Genomic DNA, 20,991 nt, shown 5'->3' on the forward strand with positions numbered 1-20,991 from the left:
CGGCTATGGCTACCGTCCACTTTTACGAGAAGCCGGGCTGTTTGAACAACACCCGGCAAAAGCAGCTATTGAGCGCAGCCGGCCATTTGCTGGTGGTCTACGACTTGTTGCAGCAGCCCTGGGCCAAGCAGCAGGTCAAGCTGCGTTCGTTTTTCGGCGACAAGCCGGTCGCGGAATGGTTTAACCGCAGCGCGCCGGCGATCAAGCAGGGACTGATCGACCCGGCAACACTCGACGAACAGCAGGCGATCGCCTTGATGGTGGAGCAACCCTTGTTGATCCGGCGGCCGTTGATGGAATCCGGTCTGCGGCGGGTGTCCGGCTTCGACGAAGCCGAAGTCGATGCCTGGCTGGGATTGAAATCAGCGCCCAGCGGCAGAGACCTGGAGACCTGCCCGCGCCAGGCCCGCGCCGAGGCGTACGGGCCATGAAGGGCGTCAAGCTGGAAAGCGACGACGGTACACCGATTGCCGTGCCGCTATCCGAGCGGGTGTATTGGGTCGGTGCCTTCGATCCCAATCTGCGCATCTTCGACATCATATTAAAAACCGCCAACGGCACCAGCTACAACGCCTACGTCATCCGCGGCAGCGAGGGTGTCGCGGTAATCGACACGGTCAAGGAGGGCTTCGCCGGCGATTTTTTCGCCCGGCTGGAAAGCGTCGCCGATTACAGCGAAATCAAAGTCATCGTCCTCAACCATCTGGAACCGGACCATACCGGGGCGCTGCCGGAACTGATGCGGCGGGCGCCGCAGGCGCAATTGTTCATTTCCCAAAAAGCCCAAACCATGCTGAAAGGCCTGCTGAAGCAGGACGCGTTGAGCTTTACGCCGGTGGTGACCGGCGATTCGGTATCGTTGGGCGACCGCCGGCTGGAGTTTTTGCACACGCCGTATCTGCATTGGCCCGATACCCAGTGCACCTATTCCCCGGAAGAAAAGATGCTGTTTTCCGGCGACGTGTTCGGTTGCCATTTCTGCGACAAGCGTCTGTTCAACGACAGCGTCGGCGATTTCCGTTTCTCGTTCGAATACTACTACGCCCACATCATGCGGCCGTTCAAGGAGTACGTGGTGCGGGCGCTGGAATTGATCGAGCCTTTGCCGTTGACCCTGATCGCGCCGACCCACGGCCCGATTCTGCGCGACCGACCGCAGCATTACATCCAGCGCTACCGGCAACTGTCCAGCCCGGCCTTGCATAACGAACTCAGCCCCAACCAGAAAACCCTGCTGATTTTTTACATCAGTTCCTACGGCAATACCCGGCGCATGGCCGAGGCGATTTACCAGGGAGCGATGCAGGTCGAGGACGTGCGGGTGTCGCTGTACGACCTGGAAGGCGGCGAGGTCGGGCCCTTCGTCGATCTGATCGAGGAAGCCGACGGCCTGGTGTTGGGCACGCCGACCATCAACGGCGACGCGGTCAAGCCGATCTGGGACTTGTTGTCGTCGCTGGCGGTGGTGAATTTAAAGAACAAACTGGGCGGCGTGTTCGGTTCTTACGGCTGGACCGGTGAGGGCGTGCGTTTGGTCGAGGACCGCTTGCGCGGCCTGAAATTGCGGGTGCCGATTCCGGGCTTGCGGGTGAAATTGATCCCGACCGACGACGAAATCCTGGAATGCACGGCCTTTGGCTTGGAGCTGGCGCAGGAGTTGACCGGCGCCCGCTTATCGAAAGTGATTAATTTTGCGGATCTGGCCTGAGCCGGATGCGTGTTCAACAGTTTTAGACATACGTCACGCGTTGAGCCGGTGCAGTAGGCCGGCTAAGCCGATCCCAGGACGGATAGGCGAACCCCGCCGGCTTTCGAGTCGGCGGGAATCGGGAATCTTTGCGGATTCCAAAACGGCAGTCCTCAGATTGGAGGTTGCCGAGATGACACTTAAATAGCGTAAGGAGTTTTTTCAATGGCCAAAGCGACCATTACATTCGAAGACATCAACGTCACCGTCACCGTACCCGCCGGCACCCGCATCATCGAGGTTTCCGAGAAGGTCGGTTCCGGCATTACCTACGGCTGCCGAGAGGGCGATTGCGGCACCTGCATCATGAAAGTGACGTCGGGCTGGAATCATCTGACCGAGCCCTCGGTATTGGAAGACAAAATTCTGCGGGAAAACATGGCCGGCAAGCACAACCGTCTGGCTTGTCAGGCGCAGGTGTTGGGCGGCGAGATTTCCGTCAAACCGGTGTAAGCCGTTCAAGGAGACAACACATGGCATTAGTCACATTTTCAAGCCCGGAATACCGGGACAAAACCGTTTACGCCGTCGCCGGCAGCCACACCCAAACCGTGTTGAAGCTGGCGCTGGAGAACAAAATCCCCATCCACTTCGAATGCGAAGACGGGGAATGCGGTACCTGTCTGGTCAAAGTCACCAGTATCGACAAGAAGAACCAACGCATGGGCGGCCCGCTGACCGAAAAAGAAAAAGCGGTGCTAAAGCAGCTCGGCAAGGTCACCGGCGAAGAGCTGGAGAAAATGATCGTCGACGATCTGCCCTGCGAATGGCGTCTGGCTTGCCAGATGATCGTCAGGGACGAAGACATCCGCGTTGAGTATTAGTCCGTTCCATCCATAAACGCCGGAGGACCGAAATGAATTGCATGCCTGCTCTAGAACCGACCCAAACTATTCCGAGTCTAGCGGTTACGCCAAAGTCACGGCAGCAAATTTATCAGGAACTCGCGGCGTGCGCCGGCTGGTCGCCCAACAGCGTCTGGCTGGCGCAAATCATCGCCAGTTGGGCGGTGGGAGAGGGCGCGTTGCCGGATCGGCTGGGTTTGGCGCCGGAGCAATTCGTCGCGTTGCTGGCTAGCCATTTTCCCGGCTATATGTTGGCCGAGGCCGCCGTGTCCGGCCACACCCTGGATTACAGCCGGATGCTGGAAAAACAGGATCTGGAAACGCTATTGCGCCAATTCGCCGCGCAACCGGGCGCCGATACCGAATGGCTGATTGCGCTGATCGTCGCCGCCTGCCTGGGCAGCGACCATTTGTGGCAGGACTTGGGTTTGTGGTCGCGCGCCGATCTGTCGGCGATGCTGGCCTACAACTTTCCCAACCTGGTCGCACGCAACAGCAAGGATATGAAATGGAAGAAATTTTTGTACAAACAGCTCTGCGAAGCCGAGGGTTTGTACGTCTGCCGGGCGCCGTCCTGCGAAGTCTGCAAGGACTACCAGCAGTGTTTTGGGCCGGAGGATTGAGGGGAGAGGCGCTGGTGGGTTTGGGCTTCAGAACCGTCAGACAAATCAAAAATGCTAATAGCAGACTTAGGGTGCATTGAGTTTACGTACCGCACCAAGTGCGAACGACGTGGTGCGCATTGTTTACCGGATCTACGGTACCGCAATCAGAGGGTTAGCGCGCTGCTTAACTGCCAAGAGACCGAATTGCTCTAACGTTTTGAGCATGGTGAATTACCTCTGTATCGTTAAGAGTTCCTGGTGTCTTCAGCAATAATTTTCGAATCTCGATGAGTACAGACAGAATATTGTTGTCGGGCGATGGAGATGCTAACGCCTTACCAAGATTACGATAAAGGTCGTCTGGTAACCAGAGCGCTAATTCCCACGCCAATTGATTCGCGCGACAGTAATCCGCCTCAGTCGACGTTAATTTAAGATTCCGTGCTAGAGCGATGTATTCGGCAGCCTTGGCCGCTTGTTCTCTAGTTCTAAGGTCAAATCGATAGTCCTCTAATAGCTTGTCATACTCTGATTTGATCGAGGATTCGATGCGAGCCTTGATCCACAAACCAAGAAGGAATTGAATAACGCCGATACCGGTCAGGACAAACAACGCATCCGTAAGGGTAACTATGATTTGCATGAAATACCTCAACGTGAGTCTAATGTACGGATGACAGCCACTGTTCCGCTTGGGAGCCTTGTTATGCTAACAAGGGGGTAGTAGGCTGAGTAGAGCAACGCGAAACCCAGCAGGTGACTTGATTAATCAAGTTTCGTTGTATCCAAAATGTTTTTTTGGAAACTCCAAACCATCCGCTTCGAAGTTGGGTTTCATTATCATTCAACCCAGTCAACCTGCGCAAACCCGACACCGGCTTGATATCGTTTTGCGGACTTTGGTAAAGCCGGGGAAATGACCGCTTGTCGGACGACAATATTCTCTCGCTGCTCAACACAACCTAATTTCACAACGGGAGTAATTCTGTTCGGATTATTGCCAGGATCAATCGGAACAGGGGAAGGCTGATTTGAAAGGGGTGTTGCGGATAACCCGCGGGGGAATATTCGGCTTGCGAAACCGGTGTCGGATAACCGGCCCCGCAAGCGAAATAGCATAACTAGAATTTGTAACCGACCTGGGCAAAGAAGGTTCTTTGCGGTAAGGGGTGGTTATAAAACGCTTGGTAGTCGTTGATGTTGTCGATACCGGCGGAGACGTGGCCGGCTTTGTTGAAGCGGTATGTGGCTTTCAAATCGACGTAGACCGATTCGGTAAATGCGCTGTAGTACGGCAGTTGCAGATCGGAGTTATCCAATTGCGAAAACTGTCTGCCCGAGTAGCGGGTGCCGACCGAAAAATCCCAATCGGTGCCGTAGTGGTAGGTGGTCAACAGATTCGCGCGGTAGTTCGGCATCAACGGGAACTGCTTGCCGACATAGGCCGGGTTGCGCTCGTTGGCGATGATCTCGGCATTCAATATCGTGGTGTTCAATTTAACGTCGAAATTGGAACCGAACACCCGGTCGTGGTTGATCGTAAAATCCAGACCGTCGGTTTCGACTTCGCCGATCGACGACACCAGCGTGCTCAGCACCGCGCTGCCCGGTAAATAAATCGACTGGTTGTAGATCGCGTTACGGACGTTTTCATGGAACAGGTTTAGGCGCACGTAACCGTTGTTGAAGTCGTATTCGGCCAGCAAGTTGTGGTGTGTGCCGTCCTCGGGTTTCAAAGTCGCGTCGGCCAGCGAAACGTTGCCGCTGACGCCGCTGGAGTTGCCATACAGTTCCTCCGGTAACGGGAACTTATAAGCTTTGCCGACCGAATAACGAAATTTCCACCGGCCCGGCTCGTAGCCCAGCGAGAATTTGGGCGACCATCTCGATACTTGCCTGTCGGCCGGATTCAAGCGGCCGGTTTGTTGGGTACTGGTCAGGTTGATGCCGTCATAGCTGTTCCACCGTTCCAGCCGGGTGCCGACCGTGGCATCCCAATCCGGCATAAAGCGCCAGCTCAATTGGCCGAACAAGGCGTGGACATCGGTGGTGCCGCCGCTTTTCGAGTTCAGCCAATTCGTCGCTTGGGTGTTGTTTTCATAATTGGCCAAGTTGGTTTGGGTCAGCAAAATTCTGGAGTGCTGAAATTCGTAACCGGTCGCGAACGACAAATCCTTGCGGCCCAGGAATTGTTCATTATTGAACTTGGTGGATATGTTGAACCAGCCGGAATCGTCGAACGAACTATCGCGTCCGGTCATGACCCGGTTCGGGTCTTGCGGATTGTAGTTGGAACTGATGGTTTGGTCTTTCAGGATGTCGAAGAAGCTGATATTGGTGTTGGTATACCAATCGCCGGCGATTCGGCCTTTCAAGCCCCAGCCCAAGGTCAGCGTTTGCCGGGTTTGGGTGCTGGTACCGAGCGTGGTCGGCGACGCGCCCAACGTGGCCGGCCATAACGAACCGGAATTGGCTACGTTACTGCCCGGCCAGACGGTGGTGCCGTTGGCGCGCTCGATGAAAGACTGGCCGGTATTGGTCCGTTCGAAATTCTGGAATGCAATGACAAAGTTGGTTTCCAACTCGGGGTTGATCGCGTAACTTCCTTTCCATTTGTACAGGTCGTCGATCGAATGCTGGATGCCGTCGTCGCCGTAGTTGTACCGGTACTGGCCAGTGCGCGGATTCTTCTCCAGAAAGGCGCCGTTCGGTATGCCGGCCAAGGCGGTGTTGCGGTTGAAGCCTTTATCGCCGGAGAATTGCGGCGTCATCGGCTGGCCTTCGTTCTCGATATGGTTATACGAGAAATAGGTGCTGAAATCGCCGAATTTATCGCCGTAGGAGCCAAAGGTCTTAAAGCCTTGCAGATTGGTTTTGGTGCCCTCGAATTCGTACGGTTGCACGAAATAGGTCGCCTCAGTGTAGATTTCGCGTTTCTGCGGCATCAACGTGTTGTAGTTCAGAACCCCGCCCATCGCGTTGCCGCTGTATTCGGCGGAAAACGGCCCGGATAGTACGTCTATCGATTTGATCTCGCCCGGCCCGATCAAACCCCAGCGCGGTGAGCCGTTAAAGCTGATTTGCAACGGGTTCCAGATTGGCATGCCGTCCATGAATACCATGACCCGGCCGCCTTGGTAGGGACTGGAGCCGCGCATGCCGATCGGGGCATTTTGGTCGCCGATGTAGCGTTGCCGGGCAAACACGCCGGATTCGAATTTCATTGCGTCCACCGTCGTCACGGCATTGGTCTTCTCGATAGCTGCCTTGGTCACTTTGGTTTTAGGCGTGGCGAAATCGGTTTTGGATGGGGTTTCCGGGCGGCCGTCTTCGGATTGCTCCGTGACAACCACGTCCGATAGTGTCGTGGAGGCTTCGGCAGCGTTGACGTCGGGTGTTAACGCGACGGCACCGGGTAGTATCAGGAATGCGGACTTAATTTTAGTTTTTCTTGGCATGGTACGGAAAAGTCTCAAAATTGCCGACAAGGCGGGTAACAAAAGCGGGTAAGTGTAAAGGTTTTTAAGTAGCAATAGTGAAACCATGTTGTTATCTATTTGATTTTATTTGTTTTAAGCGGGTGTTAAAAATAAACTGTGTTATTTAACTCATTTTCTGGGTATTGAATGAGTGATATGCCGCGAATGCAGGGCTTTTGCGTTAGGTAACTGTTGAATGTTTGCGAAGTATGTAGTGGAAATTGCCTAACACATCGCACGGTATTTGGCAGGCGCCGCTCGAGAGATGCAATAACCGGAAGATAGCCGACCACACCGAGCGTTCTGCAGAGCTCGCCGCGAGTTTGGCGACGGCGGCCTTTGAAGCCCTGGAGTGAGTATTTAGTGTCGCTTGGAGGGGCGGAATCGACGTGAGGTTGTTCCTAGGGTGGTGGAACGAATTGGCAAAGCGGTATTAAAACTATGTTAAATAACATATATATCGTTGACTTAGTCTGCTGATTCAGTCTCAGCTTGAATGCGGGCGGGATCGGCGGTAATGTGCCAAGCGAAAAAGCTCGTATCCCTTCCAACTATTCGGACATTAACTGATGAAAAAACCTGTCCTGTTTTTTAGCTTGGCTATGGCTTGCTTGGCCGGTAGCGCCGAGGCCGATCAAACACCGATAAAACCCTTCATTCCCGGCAGTTACCAGCAAATTCTGGCGGCGAATGCCGGCAAGCCGCTGATGCTGGCGATCTGGTCGGTGGATTGCCCGTCGTGCCTGAAGGACATGGCGGCCATCAATCAATTGCACGACAAACACCCGGCGTTGAAGATCGTGATGCTGGCGGCCGATGAGGGGGATGCCTTGCCCGAGATTCAGCGGATCGTCGACACTCATAAGCTTGGCAGTATGGAAAATTGGGCTTTTAGCGGCGACAATCCGGAAAAATTACGCTATGAGATCGATCCGGCTTGGTATGGAGAGTTGCCGAGGACTTATTTCTTTGATGCCGGACACCGGCGCGACGGTAAAAGCGGGGCGATGACGCTCGAAGAATTCGAGGCTCAGCTCGCCAAGATGAAAATCTGAAACAAGTTGCCGCCGCGTTTCGGCTTTGCTTAACCCAGTAACGATTCAGCCGGCCCTATTTCCACTGGCGTTCCGTTTTAGGCGTCGAAGCTTGGCGACGCCATTCGCTCGGCTCTGTGCCATCGTGGGCAACAGGTAGTGGTGTGGTTTCGGCTTCCGTGTGGCGGGTCTGAAGCGACCAAACTCAAATCCTGCCGGTTCAAGGCCAGGGGAATGCCAGATGGATTGCGGGCCAAGCAACCGCAGCCCTCCATTCGGCTAGTCCGTCCGTCTGTCCGCTGATAAATTATGTTACTTTTATGTCGTGGCCGGTTATGCCGGTACGATAGGTTTCCATCTCGGAAACGAGAGCTAGCGCACGGCGGAAAACTTGGGTAACGTTGGACATACCGGTATCATCCGGCCCAATTCGGCTGGCGCCAGATGACGGCGATTTCGCCTTGGTCAGGAAAGCGCATTCCATCTTCTTCGGTAAATCGAATCACATGCCTATAACAAATTGGTGGCCGTTCCGTCGCAACAAGAAAAAAACGGTACAGAGCACTGTCAACGTTTACGACGTTAACCAGCGGGTTTATACGCCGGTGGCTCAGCTCAAGCTGGGCATGTATGTGATCGAATTGGACCGGCCCTGGCTGGACAGTCCGTTTTTGTTTCAGGGTTTCGAATTGCAAACCGAGGACGATATTCGCAAGGTGCGCGAGGTTTGCGAGTACGTGTATATCGACGTCACCAAGAGCCGTAAGAAAGTAGTCGAGTACAAAGGTGGGCAAGAAAATCTATCCTTAGACAGCATCGCCGATTTCCCGCCGCCACCGCCGAAATTGAGCGTGTTCGAAAAGGAAATCGAACGGGCCGAATCGGTTTACCAGGAGATGGGGGAGCTGGTTTCCGATTTTATGGAGCGTATCGCTCGCGGCGAGGGCGTCGATACTAAGGCCGCCAAGGCTGCCGTGGCCGAATGCGTGAACAGTATTTTGCATTCGCCGGATGCTTTTCTTTGGCTAAGCCAGCTGAAAAACCGGGACGAATATACCGCTCAACATAGTTTGAACGTCTGCGCTTTGTCCATTGTGTTGGGCCGGCACCTGAACTTTTCGGTGTCCAACCTGAATTTGGTAGGCTTGTGCGGCATGATGCACGATATGGGCAAGATGTTGATTCCGCTTGAGATTTTAAACAAGCCCGGCAAGTTGGATGAGGATGAAATGGAAATTATGCGTTCGCATACCTCGCTGGGTCACGAGTTGTTGAAATCGAGCTCGGATATGTATTTGGGCGCGATCGAAACGGCTTTAACCCATCACGAAACCCTGGACGGTAAAGGTTATCCGCGGCGGATCAAAGACAAAGGCATTTCGTTATTTACCCGGATGGTGACGATTGTCGATATGTACGATGCAATGACCAGCGACCGTGTCTATCAAAAGGGCCGGACTCACCTGGAGGCCACCAGCATCATGTCGAATTTGAGCGGCAGCCAGTTGGACGGTCGGCTGGTCGTCAAATTTATCGAAGCCTTGGGGGTTTATCCGCCGGGCAGTCTGGTGCAGATGACCAATGGCGCAATTGCGATTGTGGTCGAAGTCAACGAGCTGGCGCGCCTGAGGCCTAAGGTCATCATTTTGCTCGATTCGGAAGGGCAGCCGGTCGAAGAAAGAGTGGTCAATTTGGCCGAAATGGTACTCGACAAGCGCGGTAACGTGCTGACCATAAAAGGGATCGTTCGGCCGCAGGATTACGGTATCGACATCAGTAAATATTATCGGCAGGGCGTTTTGCAAAAGGGGTTTGCCCAAAGCCGAGCTTAAAATCGCCGAAACCGGCCCAAGCCTTATCCTGACTGGGTCGGCTTTTCGGCCACAAATTACCCAGGCGGGTTCGGCAAACAAAAAAGGCATCCGCAGATGCCTTTTCGATCAGTGCCAGCCTGCGGCGGCAATCAATCGTAGTGGTAATGTTTGCGTAGCGGTTTGACGACTTCCCAATGGCTGTCGAGGCCGGCGTGAAACATGACCAAATCGCCCGGCAGAATGCGGACCGGCTCGCCGCCGGTCGGCGTGACGATGATTTCACCCTCCAGCACGTAGGCGGTTTCGGTCTCGTCGAAATCGATGGTGAAGGTAGAGATTTCTTTTTCCCAGATCGGCCAGCTTGCTACACCCAGTTCCTGCAAACGCTCTTCGCTGGGGTTGTGCTCTACGGTAATGAGGCTCATGAATTTCCTTTTGGCTTGAGTTTAACAAAAGCCGGATTCTAGCATTGATGCTGCGGTAGCGCCTAGGAATGGGACGGATCGTCGGGTAGAGGTTTCGGATCGTCCCAGCGCCTTAGTTTTTTGACTTGGTCGAACTCCACGTGGGGCGGGGCCGGATGTTCTGTCAGTTGAGGGTCGGCTTGGTGGTAGATTTGGTATTCGGTGACGCTGTTGATCGTCGCCAGCATCGGTTCCCTGTTCAGGTAATCGCGCAGCCAGACGACCAATAACGCCAGCATCAGACTGGCGGCAGCGGCGATTGCGGCTTCCGCCGTGTAGTCTGGCCTGATCGGCGTTTCCGGTAACGAGGCCCAGTCGACCACATCCAGCTGCGGATTACTTTGTCGCTGTTTTACTTCGATTTCGACCAGTCGTTGCCGAGTTTGCCTTTGCAGCTCTTCCACTTTGGCCAGCTGTTCCAACATTGCCTGATGCTGGGCAAAACGGTCGGTGTAAGCGGCTGCCTGTTGTTTATGCCGTTCCAGTTCCTGGCGCAGATTTTTCACAGCGGCTTGGGCCGCATTGTAATTATTCTCCGCCTCCTGTTCGGCGAAGCGGCTGGCCGATTGCTCCTTCTCGGCGATTTTTCGTTCCAGTTCGGCCAGTTGGATTTTAACCGTACGTAGCGTCGGGTGAAAATCGATGTATTCGTCGGTGTATTGGCTGCGTTGGCGCTCCAGCGCTGCGCGTAAGGTTTCTGCTTGCGCCGTCAATACTGCCAGGGTTTGCGAATCGGTATCGGTCACCACGGCTTTGCCGGTCGCTAAAGCATCGCGGATCGCTTCGAGTCTGGCCTTGGCCTTGACTTCCTCTTCCTGGGCGTTGTTCAACGCGCCGTTTAGTCCTTGCAACCGGGCGTGGGCTTCGTTATCCGGGCTTTGCAGCGAAACGATGTCGTGTTCGCGGCGGAAGGTTTCAACGCTCCGGCGCTGGTCTTGTACTTGCCGGTCCAGGCGCATCAGTTCGGCGTTGATGTCGACCGTGGCTTTATCGCTGATTTCGGCAATATATTCGCTGCGGATTTGTTGGTAGGCCCTAATCCAGGTATTTAAGGCTTTTTGCAAAAAATGCGGTTCGTGGCCCTCGGCGCTGAGTTGTACCAGATTGGTATCCGCGATCGGGCTGACCTGAAATAAGGTTTTTAGTTGGTTGACCCCGACATGCGGCGAATTCTCCGTGCTATTCAGTACTGCCACGGTTTTATCCAGCACGTTTTGCCCCAGCAGTACCTGTTTTTGGATATTAACGTGTTCCAGATCAGCTACGGCGTGGGTTTGGTCTATATCGCTCGCCGCCGTGGTCAATACCAGCGCCTGGCTTTGATAGACGGCAGGTTGCAGAAACACATAGGATTCGGTCGCGGCTAAAGCCGGCAGCAGGACCAGAAAAAACAGGTGTCTGCGGCGCAAACGTTTCGGTGCCGGCTCGGGGCTGTAAAATTCGTCGGCGTCGACTTGGAAATCGTTGTGATTCAACAGCATAACGATTCTCTCCGGGAAAATGGCCGATCTGGCGCTATTCTTATTGTTCGTAAGCATGCGGCGACGACTGCCGAAATCGGTTTCGGCCTGAGGTTGCCGGCATGTTGGAAATGCAGTGTAAACCTTTATCCGAATCTGGCAATTGAATTATTACCGCCGGAAGTCCTTGGGTTCGCTTGGTGTGGCCTGACTGCATGCACTACCCGAATCTTCCGATTCTAACTGTGAATTGCCGCATACTTGACGATGCAATTTTGCGGGATCGGCGTCGTATGACTATAGGGTTCGGCTGCTGACTGTATTAAGCTGTATCCATTGCTGAAATGTGTAAACGTGTTGGGATGTGTCGCAGGTATGAGTAGTAAAGACGACGGTGAGCTCAGAATTCATGTCTACGAATTGAGAGTCGGTATGTGCGTATGCCGATTGGAGGAGCCGCGGAAAGAATCGCCGTTCATGTTCGATCGTATCGTGATCGAAAGCCCAGCCGATATTAAGTTGATTCAGGATATTTGCGATTACGTCTATATCGACGTCAAATGGCAAAAGTCGTCGGCCGGAGCAATTCCGACCCGAAACAGCGATTCGCTCAAGCACTTGAGTTTTGCCAGATCGTTCAACCAGACCGCAAATACGTTCAACCGAACCGGTAGTCTGATTAAAACGGTGCTGGATGACATCCGCTTCGGCAACCAGTTCAGCGTCAGCGCGGTGAAGCAGGCCGTGGCGGAAACGGTGGATCAAGTTTTGGAGAATCCGGATGCCATGCTGTTGTTAACCCAGCTCAAGGATCAGGATCAATATACCGCTCAACATTCTATGAATGTCTGCGTGTTGTCGATATTGCTGGGGCGCGAGTTGAAGCTCTCGGTCCAGGAATTGAACAAACTCGGATTTTGCGGGTTGATGCACGATGTCGGCAAAATGCGAGTGCCGCTGGAAATTCTGAACAAACCCGGCAGGTTGGAAGACGATGAAATGGTCATCATGCGTCAGCATACGTTGCACGGACGCAATGTGCTGATGTCGGCGCGCAACGCCTATCCCGGCGCGGTGGATGTGGCCTATGCTCACCACGAGCATCTGGCGGGCACCGGCTATCCGCGCGGATTGGGAAAAGAAGCGCTATCGTTGTTCACGCGCTTGGTGACGGTGGTCGATACTTACGACGCGATCACCAGCGACCGGGTTTACCAAAAAGGCAAACCGCATTTGGAGGCGCTGGGCATCTTGGTAAAAGGCATGAATCAGCACTACGAGGCCAATTTCGTTACTCAATTCATTAACTGCATCGGTTTTTACCCGCAAGGCAATTTAGCCGAGTTGAGTAACGGCGAAGTTGGCGTCATTGTCGAACAAAACCGAGCCGACCGGCTGAAGCCGAAGATTTTGCTGATTCAAGACGAGAACAAACAGCCAATCGCCGAGCACATCCTCGATCTGGCGGTGACCGCTACCGACAAAAACGGTAAGCGTTACGGGATCAAACAAATTATGCGGCCGCAGGATTACGGGATCGACTTAAACCAATACTGCCGGGACGGTAAATTCAGCCAAGCGTATCCGGAAGTTTCCTGAAACCCGCTTGCGGCTGCACAACAGACCGTTTCGACTCTTTGCCATGGTAAAAAAAATCGCCACCAGCCAACTGCGTAAAGGCATGTATCTATGCGGTACCGACCGCAAATGGATAGACATTCCGTTTCTCACCACCAAGTTTTTAATCCGCTCTGACGCCGACATCGATACCTTAAGGCAGTATTGCCGCGAAGTGTTCATCGATTTGGCGAAGGGGCTGGACGTAGCCGAGCCGGAACACGATTACACAACCCCGTCTGACCGGTCGGCGCCGGCCGCGCCGGAACCGGGGCCGTTGCTGCAGTTCCGGAGCCGTTTCGAAACGGTGTTGGGCAGGATTCGCGCCGGCTCCGGCTTGGATTTCGCCGCCGTCGAGGACATTGCCTGCGAAATTGTGTCTGTGCTGGATAGCGGCTGCATCTCGCTAAACCGGGTTGAAGGCTGGCACCAGAGTGGTGACAGGTTGGCGCACAAAGCGGTCAACGTCTGTTTTCTGGCCGCAGCTCTGGCACAGCGGCAGGCATTGGCGCCGGAGCTGGTGCGGCATACCGCAATCGGCGCGTTATTGCATGATCTCGGTTTGCTAAAGCTGCCCCAAGCCATCTTAGGCAAAGCCTCGCTGCTGACCGACGCGGAGCAGCTAGAAATTCGGCAACATCTAGCGACGGGATTGGCGCTGCTGGCGACGACGCCGGAGGTGCCAAGCACGGTGCTGGAGGTTGTCGGGGATCACCACGAACGGCCGGACGGTGCAGGCTATCCGCGCGGTTTGGCCGGCGGGCAAATCGGTTTGCCGGCCCGGCTGGTGGGTGCGGCATCGGTCTATGAAGCCCTGCTTAGCGATCGCGCCGACCGGCCTGCGCAAAGCAAAGTCGAAGCGCTCCGGTATCTGTATCAGGCGAGTCCGGCACAATTCGATGCCGTCGCGGTGGCCGGCTTGATCGAGGCCGTCACCGTCTATCCGCCGGGATGTGTTGTCGAATTGTCCAATGGCGTGTTGGCGATGGTGGATGAGATGCCGGCTGATGATCCAGGCCGGCCGGCGTGCCGCGTCATTGCCGACTCCAACAAACAGTTGCTGTTTCAGGAACAACGCATCGATTTGAGTCAAGCCGTCCATTCCAATATAGCCATAGCGCGGCTTCCGGCAACCGACGAGCCGTTTATCGAATTGCTCGCCAGCTTTGCGGCGATGGAGCGGCTTTAACTTTCTGCCGCTTCGGCGGCAGGCTTTGGCAACAATTGTCTGGCCAAGGCCACGATATCGGCTACCGGAATTTCGCCGATCGAAAAATCGTTTTTGTTCAGCTTGAACGGATCGACCACGGACGGGGATTTCAGCACTTGGTTGATTTCGGTCTGGTATACCCGGCTGACAGGTGTCGGGCCGAACAAGGTGATAGATGGTCGGTTCATGCCCCAGGCCATGTGGGTCGGGCCGGTGTCGTTGCCGATCACCAGATCGGATTTGGCCACGACCGCTTTCAAGTCGTTGAGGTTCATCTGCGGCAACACCCGCGCCAGACTGCGTTCCGCCAGCCATTGCGCCATCCAGTGTTCCTTTTCGTTACCCCAGCAGATCAGAAAATTGGCTTCCACGCCGAAAATCACCTGCAGATATTTTTCCAGCGGATAATTGCGGCTGGGCCAGGTCGAGCCAACCACCAGCAGGATATTGCTTTGTTGCTTGGAAAAATAGTCTTCCAGTCTGATTCGCGGCGGTCGAAAAAACAGAAAAGGCTGTTTTTCCAGGATGCGATCGGTCCCGACCTCCAGCCCGAGCGGCCGGGTCAGCACCGTCACATTGCGGTCTATGGTGTTGGCATCGTAAGGGCAGGCGACGGTCTGCGCGTAAAACCAGGCCGCCGATTTTTCGCGGATCGAATTGCGATCGAAGCCGGCGCAATTGGCGGCCAGCAGCCGGCTGACCAAGGCCGATTTGATCAAGCCCTGGGCGTCGATTACCAGATCGTAGCCGTGCTTGGCATAACCGCGGACCTTGCCGATTTCGCCGAATATGCGCAGCTTATCGGTTTTCAAGGCCTTCAAATTCAGCGGCAGCACCTGATCGATATGCGGATTGTCTGCCAGCAGCCCGGCGAAACGTTCTTCGACGATCCAGTCGATTGTCAGATCCGGATAGGCGGCCTTGATGAACTGCAAGGCTACCATCGCATGCACAATGTCGCCCAATGCCGACAATTTGACGATCGCAATTCTCATTGTCAGGCTCCCAGTGCGGCCAGCACCTGCTCGGGGCGTAGGTCGACCAGACAGCGGGTGTGGCCGAAAGGGCAGTCGCGCTTGAAGCAGGGCGAACATTCCAATTTCAGGGTCAGAATATGCGCGGCCGGATTCAGCGGCGGGGTAAAGCCCGGATCGGAGGAGCCGTAAACGGCGACGATTTTTTTGTCCAGCGCGGCGGCCACGTGCATCAAGCCCGAGTCGTTGCTGACTACGGCGTCGGCCAGCGACAGCAAGTCGACCGCTTCGGCCAGCGAGGTGTCACCGGCGAAATTGCGGCAGACGCCGCCGGTCAAATTCACGATGGCATCGGCGGCCGGTCGGTCTTTATCGGAACCGAACAACCAGACCTGCCAGCCGTCGCCGATTTTGGCATTGGCGACGGCGGCGAAATACTCGGCCGGCCAGCGCTTGGCCGGACCGTATTCGGCGCCGGGGCACAGTGCCAGGATTTTTTTGTCGGCATCGATGCGGAATTTGTCGCAGACTTGTCGGCGCTGTTCGGCGCTGATCGCCAGTTGCGGAATCGGATAGGCCGGCGGCTGTTCGTTTGCAGCAGGCAGTCCCAGCGCGACAAAGCGTTGCACCGTCATGGTCAGTTGGTTTTTATCCAGTCGGCGGGGGTCGTTGAGCAGACCCCAGCGCAATTCGCCAAGATAGCCGGTGCGTAGCGGGATGCCGGCAAAAAACGGCACCAGCCCCGACTTCCAGGAGTTGGGCAGGACGATAGCTTGGTCGTAACGGCCGCGAAGCTGACGGCCTAAGCCAAACCGGGCGCCGAGGCCGAATTGGCCGTGGCCGAGCGGCATGGCTATGCCTTGTCGCACTTGCGGCATTCTTGCCAATAACGGCAAAGACCAGGTCGGCGCCAGGACGTCGATATGAGAATCGGGGAGGCGTTGTTTTAGCGTGATGAACAGGCTTTGCGCCATCACCATGTCGCCGACCCAGGATGGGCCGACGACCAGGATGTTATGCGGGGCAGGCACGTCGGTTTAGGATACCAGCGTCAACCATTCCTTGTGGTCGGCGCGGCGGCCTTGGACGTAGTCGAAATACAAGGCTTGCAACTTCTCTGTAATCGGGCCGCGGCTGCCGGAGCCGATGTCGCGGTTGTCGTATTGGCGAATCGGCGTCACTTCGGCGGCGGAACCGGTGAAGAAGGCTTCGTCGGCGACATAAACTTCGTCGCGGGTGATGCGCTTTTCGATCACTTCGTAGCCTTGTTCGCGAGCTATCGTCATCAGTGTGTCGCGGGTGATGCCTTCCAGCGCCGAGGTGGTTTCCGGGGTGTAAATCTTGCCGTTGCGGACGATGAACAGATTTTCGCCGCTGCCTTCGGCGCAGAAACCTTCGTGGTCCAGCAGCAGCGCTTCGTCGTAACCGGTCGATAGCGCTTCCTGCAAGGCCAGGATCGAGTTGATGTAATTGCCGTTGGCCTTGGCCTTGCACATCGTGCTGTTGACATGGTTGCGGGTGTAGGACGAGGTGCGGATGCGGATGCCTTTTTCCATGTTTTCCGCGCCCAGATAAGCGCCCCAGGTCCAGGCCGCGATCATGACGTGGACTTTCAAGTTGTCGGCGCGCAGCCCCATGCCTTCGGAACCGAAGAACACCATGCTGCGGATATAGGCCGACTCCAGATTGTTCTTGGCGACCGCGTCGCGGTGGGCCTGGTTGATCTCCTCCTTGGAGTACGGCATTTTCATGTTCATGATATGCGCGGAACGGAACAGACGGTCGGTATGTTCGGCCAGTTTGAAAATGGCGGTGCCGTTGTCGGTTTTGTAAGCGCGCAGACCTTCGAAGACGCCACAGCCGTAATGCAGGGTGTGGGTCAGGACGTGGACTTTCGCGTCACGCCAGTCAACCCATTTCCCGTCTAGCCATATCAAACCGTCTCTATCATCCATCGTTGCCATTTGTCTGAACCCGTTTTGTGAAAAAATCGTGCGCCGCCGTCGCGGCCGAAAACTGCCCGAAATTGTACTATAAAGCCGCGGCCGGCAATACCGGCGGCGTTTACTGCCAGGGGAAGGCTTGATCGGGGGCGGGGCGCCAGAAACCGAATAACTCTTCGTGGTGAGCGACAAATTCGCCGATCAACTGGTTTTGGCGCTGCCGATAGTGTGCCAACGCCGATTCCGGTGCATTTCCGCCGTAGAAGTTCTGCAGCGCCGCGAGCATGACGACGGTATTCTGGATCTCGCCCATGGCGGTCAAATAGCGTTGCAAGCATTGGTCGTGGTCGGCCGGCAATCGCGGGACGGTTGCCGCCATCGCGGCGATGGCATAGCGTAGTTTTTTAACGGAGATACGCAGGCGGTGGATGCTGTGCAGGTCTTCGACAGAAACCGCAGCGTAGCGCGCCATCGCTTCCGCATAAATTCGGTCCAATGCGTTGAGTACGTCGGCAGAGATTTGGTTTCGGTGGGCTTTGGGATGCCGAAATTGGCGCGCCGCCTTATCGATTTTTCGGCGCAGTTTGGCTTGGCGCAGCTCGGCAACGAGCGCAGGTAAACGTGTCAGTTGTTGTTGCTCGCGTCGGTGCAGGTGGTCGAGGAAGTCGCTTAATTCCGGCAATTGCGGCAGCTTGCCGGCCACTTCGTAGAGCATGACCTGCACGTCGCGCAGATCGTCGAAGCTGTCCAGTTGGTGTTTGAGCGTCTTGCGTAACGGCGTCAGCGGCCGGCAAGGGCCGATTTGCTGTAATAGCCCGAGAATGCTCAACAAACGGCGGATGCCGGTGCGCAAAGCGTGGACGTGGTCTTCGCTGCACGTTTGGCAGCAGGCTTTCAGGCGTTTGCGATATTGGCGCCACTGACGGTAAAGCGCTGTACTCAGCAAATTACCGTCGGCGTCGGCCACGTCTAGCCCTTGCGGCTTTGTAGCCGGCGTTTGCGCATTACCAGCGTGATGATAGGGCCGGATGCGGCGTAACCGACCGACAGCAGGAACAGCATGCGTTGCGGCTGAGCCATGACAAAGCTGATGACCAGCATCGCGATAATGGCGACGATGAACGGCACTTTGTTTTTCAGATCGATTTCTTTGAAGCTGGAATAGCGGAAATTGCTGACCATCAGCAGGCCGGTGGTGATGGTGGCCAGCAACACTAGATATTTGAAGTTTTCTACGTCGTAGCCGTTCTCGACGCAAAACCACAGGCCGCCGGCCAGAATCGCTGCCGCTGCCGGGCTGGGTAGGCCCTGGAAGTAGCGCTTGTCGGCGACTTCGACTTGCGTGTTGAAGCGCGCCAGCCGCAATGCGCCTCCGGCCATGTGCACAAAAGCCGCGAACAAACCGGCCTGGCCCATACTGGATAAAGTCCACAAATACATGACGATGGCCGGTGCGGCGCCGAAGGAAACCATGTCCGACAAACTGTCGTATTGCACCCCGAACTCGCTCTGGGTGTTGGTCAAGCGGGCGACCCGGCCGTCCAGGCCGTCCAGTACCATGGCGATGAACAACGAAATCGCCGCCGTTTCGAAGCGGCCGTTAATCGCCGACGTAATCGCGTAAAAACCGGCAAACATGGCGCCTGTGGTAAATAGGTTGGGCAGCAGATAAATGCCGCGGTGGCGTTTCGGTTGAGGATTTTTCAGCATGGCGGTTGCAAGCGGTAACAAGTTGGCGGCATTTTACATGCTCGGTCCGGGGCGTGCTATTGCGATTGCGTGACAGGGCGGGATTGCGCGCTGTAAAGCGGACAGTGCGGCAATCTGTCTCCAGATAGTTTGGTCGCCCTCGAACCGTTCAGAATTTCCAGACCAGCAAAGCCTGCGGCACATTGTCGTGCAAGCCTTTGATGCCGTACTTGTTATGCCAATATTGGTACTCCAGGCCTATAAACAGATGGCCTGAGTCACCCCAGAAATCGCCCAGGTCCAATCTCAATTGCGGTTGGGCCAGCGCCTGGCGAGCGGCGGTCTGGTTGCGACCGATGAAATCGGCGAAGCCTTCGAAACTCCATTTTGTGCCGGCGATTTGAAACGGTAATTGCCAGAATGGGGTGATTTGCCAGGAGGTACCAATGTCGGCGGTTTCGGTGACGCGTTGGCGCAGAAAATCGATGTTGAAGTAATTGAAGCCGGGTAAGTCGAAATCGACGCTGATGCCGTACAGCCAGGCCCGAAAACCGCTTTGTCGGCTGTTCATGTTCTCGCCGAGGTTGATGCCGGCGGTCAGGCCAAAGTCTTTGAAAATCCCGTAAGATAAATCCAGGCCGCCGATTTTACTCAAGCTGAAGGTACTGTAGGCTTCGCCGTATAAATGGGTTTGCGCCTGCTGGCCGGATTCGCTGAACAGTGTGTCCATGAAGAAAAAGTTGCGGCCGTACGCCCAGCCGTGGGCATGAGTGATCGTGACGATGGCTTGGCTGACGTTGTTAGGATTGAAAGGCTCGTGGTAGTTGCTGCCGTGCAGATATTGGATTTCGCTGTTGCTCCATTGCATGAAGTCGGCGGAGCAGGGCGCCGGGATTTGTAAGGACAGCAAAGCGATTAGGGCGGCATTAGGCCGCTTCCAGTGAGCGCTATCGGACATTCGGCAGAATCCTGCAGGCAAAAAAAAGCCCATCGTGTAGATGGGCTTTAATCCTAGCCGATAAGCTTAGTTCTTGCTTTTATCGACGATTTGGTTGGCTTTGATCCAAGGCATCATCGCCCGCAGTTTGGCGCCGACGGTTTCGATCGGGTGTTCGGCGTTCAGGCGGCGGCGTGCGGTCATTTCCGGGTAGCCGGTGGCACCTTCCTGGATGAATTGCTTGGCATAGCGGCCTTCCTGGATGTTTTTCAGGGCTTCCTTCATCGCTTTGCGGCTTTCGTCGTTGATCACACGCGGACCAGTGACGTATTCGCCGTACTCGGCGTTGTTGGAGATCGAGTAGTTCATGTTGGCGATGCCGCCTTCGTACATCAAATCCACGATCAATTTCAGTTCGTGCAAGCACTCGAAGTAGGCCATTTCGGGTGGGTAGCCCGCTTCGGTCAGGGTTTCGAAACCGGCTTTGACCAGTTCCACCGCGCCGCCGCACAGTACTGCTTGTTCGCCGAACAGGTCGGTTTCGCATTCGTCGCGGAAGGTGGTTTCGATGATGCCGGAACGGCCGCCGCCGATCGCGGAAGCGTAAGACAAGCACAATTCTTTGGCTTGGCCGGAAGCGTTTTGATGCACGGCGATCAAGTCAGGGATGCCGCCGCCTTTGACGAATTCGGAACGCACGGTGTGGCCCGGCGCTTTCGGCGCGATCATGATCACGTCCAGGTCGGCGCGCGGTACGACTTGGTTGTACAGGATGGAGAAACCGTGGGCGAAAGCCAGGGCGGCGCCTTGTTTGATGTTCGGCTCGATTTCTTCTTTGTACAGTTTGGATTGGAATTCGTCAGGGGTCAGGATCATGACCACGTCGGCGCCGGCGATGGCTTCCGGTACATCTTTCACGATCAGGCCGCTGTTGGTGGCTTTGGCGACGGACGCGGAGTTGGAGCGCAAGCCGACCACGACGTCAACGCCGGAGTCTTTCAGGTTGTTGGCATGGGCGTGGCCTTGCGAGCCGTAGCCGATGATGGCAACTTTTTTGCTGCGGATGATCGAGAGATCGGCGTCTTTGTCGTAATAAACTTGCATAGTGTTTCTCGTTACTCTTGGTGTGAATTAAAAATTGTGTTTGGCGGCCGCTGTGCGGAGCGCAGTGGG

Annotated in this window: 20 protein-coding genes; 9 read left to right on the plus strand and 11 right to left on the minus strand. The window is 55.5% G+C overall.

Going from position 1 to position 20,991, the window contains the following annotated elements; all coding sequences use genetic code 11:
• Nucleotides 1-5: 5 nt before the first annotated feature.
• The 5 genes from C2U68_RS14120 to C2U68_RS14140 all read left to right on the plus strand — a co-directional run bounded on the left by C2U68_RS14120 (nt 6) and on the right by C2U68_RS14140 (nt 3,215).
• Nucleotides 6-431 carry an ArsC/Spx/MgsR family protein gene (locus C2U68_RS14120; protein WP_140913108.1) on the plus strand — a complete coding sequence of 142 codons (426 nt, stop codon included), beginning with the start codon at nt 6-8 and terminating at the stop codon, nt 429-431.
• Nucleotides 428-1,708 (plus strand): FprA family A-type flavoprotein, encoded by a 1,281-nt coding sequence (locus C2U68_RS14125; protein ID WP_140913109.1) that lies wholly within the window; start codon nt 428-430, stop codon nt 1,706-1,708. Before C2U68_RS14120 ends, C2U68_RS14125 begins: the two co-directional genes overlap by 4 nt.
• Nucleotides 1,709-1,912: 204 nt before the next feature.
• Nucleotides 1,913-2,200: a 2Fe-2S iron-sulfur cluster-binding protein gene (locus C2U68_RS14130; RefSeq protein ID WP_054763155.1), complete on the plus strand. Its 288-nt coding sequence runs from the start codon at nt 1,913-1,915 to the stop codon at nt 2,198-2,200.
• Between the two features lie 20 nt (nt 2,201-2,220).
• Entirely contained in the window at nt 2,221-2,571 is a 351-nt protein-coding gene (locus C2U68_RS14135) for a 2Fe-2S iron-sulfur cluster-binding protein (RefSeq protein WP_140913110.1), read from the plus strand.
• 41 nt (nt 2,572-2,612) lie between these two features.
• Nucleotides 2,613-3,215 (plus strand): nitrogen fixation protein NifQ, encoded by a 603-nt coding sequence (locus C2U68_RS14140; protein ID WP_140913111.1) that lies wholly within the window; start codon nt 2,613-2,615, stop codon nt 3,213-3,215.
• A 166-nt stretch (nt 3,216-3,381) separates the two neighbouring features.
• On the opposite strand, the gene C2U68_RS14145 is transcribed toward C2U68_RS14140, so the two are convergent.
• Together C2U68_RS14145 and C2U68_RS14150 are read right to left on the minus strand one after the other, a co-directional pair.
• The gene (locus C2U68_RS14145; protein WP_140913112.1) at nt 3,382-3,840 is read right to left on the minus strand and encodes a hypothetical protein; all 459 of its coding nucleotides are present in this window, start codon (nt 3,838-3,840) and stop codon (nt 3,382-3,384) included.
• Between the two features lie 478 nt (nt 3,841-4,318).
• Nucleotides 4,319-6,655 (minus strand): TonB-dependent receptor, encoded by a 2,337-nt coding sequence (locus C2U68_RS14150; RefSeq protein WP_186289615.1) that lies wholly within the window; start codon nt 6,653-6,655, stop codon nt 4,319-4,321.
• A gap of 590 nt (nt 6,656-7,245) precedes the next feature.
• Here C2U68_RS14150 and C2U68_RS14155 point away from each other — a divergent pair.
• Together C2U68_RS14155 and C2U68_RS14160 are read left to right on the plus strand one after the other, a co-directional pair.
• Nucleotides 7,246-7,731 (plus strand): TlpA family protein disulfide reductase, encoded by a 486-nt coding sequence (locus C2U68_RS14155; protein ID WP_140913114.1) that lies wholly within the window; start codon nt 7,246-7,248, stop codon nt 7,729-7,731.
• Nucleotides 7,732-8,216: 485 nt separating this feature from the next.
• A complete protein-coding gene (locus C2U68_RS14160; RefSeq protein ID WP_140913115.1) occupies nt 8,217-9,542 on the plus strand; it encodes an HD-GYP domain-containing protein in 1,326 nt (441 codons plus the stop codon).
• A 131-nt stretch (nt 9,543-9,673) separates the two neighbouring features.
• Here C2U68_RS14160 and C2U68_RS14165 read toward each other — a convergent pair whose 3' ends face one another.
• Nucleotides 9,674-9,949 carry a cupin domain-containing protein gene (locus C2U68_RS14165; RefSeq protein ID WP_140913116.1) on the minus strand — a complete coding sequence of 92 codons (276 nt, stop codon included), beginning with the start codon at nt 9,947-9,949 and terminating at the stop codon, nt 9,674-9,676.
• Nucleotides 9,950-10,011: 62 nt separating this feature from the next.
• Nucleotides 10,012-11,469: a hypothetical protein gene (locus C2U68_RS14170; RefSeq protein ID WP_186289616.1), complete on the minus strand. Its 1,458-nt coding sequence runs from the start codon at nt 11,467-11,469 to the stop codon at nt 10,012-10,014.
• Nucleotides 11,470-11,823: 354 nt separating this feature from the next.
• On the opposite strand from C2U68_RS14170, the gene C2U68_RS14175 reads away from it, so the two are divergent.
• Nucleotides 11,824-13,047, plus strand: coding sequence for an HD-GYP domain-containing protein (locus C2U68_RS14175; protein ID WP_140913118.1), 1,224 nt, complete (start codon nt 11,824-11,826; stop codon nt 13,045-13,047).
• Nucleotides 13,048-13,090: 43 nt separating this feature from the next.
• On the plus strand, nt 13,091-14,254 hold the full coding sequence (locus tag C2U68_RS14180; RefSeq protein WP_140913119.1) for an HD-GYP domain-containing protein: 1,164 nt from the start codon (nt 13,091-13,093) through the stop codon (nt 14,252-14,254).
• Here C2U68_RS14180 and waaC read toward each other — a convergent pair.
• The 7 genes from waaC to ilvC form a co-directional block, all read right to left on the minus strand.
• Nucleotides 14,251-15,270: a lipopolysaccharide heptosyltransferase I gene (waaC, locus tag C2U68_RS14185; RefSeq protein ID WP_140913120.1), complete on the minus strand. Its 1,020-nt coding sequence runs from the start codon at nt 15,268-15,270 to the stop codon at nt 14,251-14,253. The genes C2U68_RS14180 and waaC overlap by 4 nt on opposite strands.
• 2 nt (nt 15,271-15,272) lie before the next feature.
• Nucleotides 15,273-16,280, minus strand: coding sequence for a lipopolysaccharide heptosyltransferase II (gene waaF / locus C2U68_RS14190; RefSeq protein WP_140913121.1), 1,008 nt, complete (start codon nt 16,278-16,280; stop codon nt 15,273-15,275).
• Nucleotides 16,281-16,286: 6 nt separating this feature from the next.
• Entirely contained in the window at nt 16,287-17,213 is a 927-nt protein-coding gene (locus C2U68_RS14195; protein WP_140913122.1) for a branched-chain amino acid transaminase, read from the minus strand.
• A 100-nt stretch (nt 17,214-17,313) separates the two neighbouring features.
• Nucleotides 17,314-18,159 carry a CHAD domain-containing protein gene (locus tag C2U68_RS14200; RefSeq protein WP_186289617.1) on the minus strand — a complete coding sequence of 282 codons (846 nt, stop codon included), beginning with the start codon at nt 18,157-18,159 and terminating at the stop codon, nt 17,314-17,316.
• 2 nt (nt 18,160-18,161) lie between these two features.
• Nucleotides 18,162-18,902: a CDP-diacylglycerol--serine O-phosphatidyltransferase gene (pssA, locus tag C2U68_RS14205; protein ID WP_140913124.1), complete on the minus strand. Its 741-nt coding sequence runs from the start codon at nt 18,900-18,902 to the stop codon at nt 18,162-18,164.
• A gap of 148 nt (nt 18,903-19,050) precedes the next feature.
• Nucleotides 19,051-19,839: an outer membrane protein OmpK gene (locus C2U68_RS14210; RefSeq protein ID WP_260839362.1), complete on the minus strand. Its 789-nt coding sequence runs from the start codon at nt 19,837-19,839 to the stop codon at nt 19,051-19,053.
• 66 nt (nt 19,840-19,905) lie between these two features.
• Complete coding sequence (gene ilvC, locus C2U68_RS14215; protein WP_140913126.1) at nt 19,906-20,922, minus strand: ketol-acid reductoisomerase; 1,017 nt, start codon at nt 20,920-20,922, stop codon at nt 19,906-19,908.
• Between the last annotated feature and the right edge of the window lie 69 nt (nt 20,923-20,991).

Origin of the sequence: Methylomonas koyamae, from assembly GCF_006483455.1 — a bacterium.
Lineage (GTDB): Bacteria > Pseudomonadota > Gammaproteobacteria > Methylococcales > Methylomonadaceae > Methylomonas > Methylomonas koyamae_B.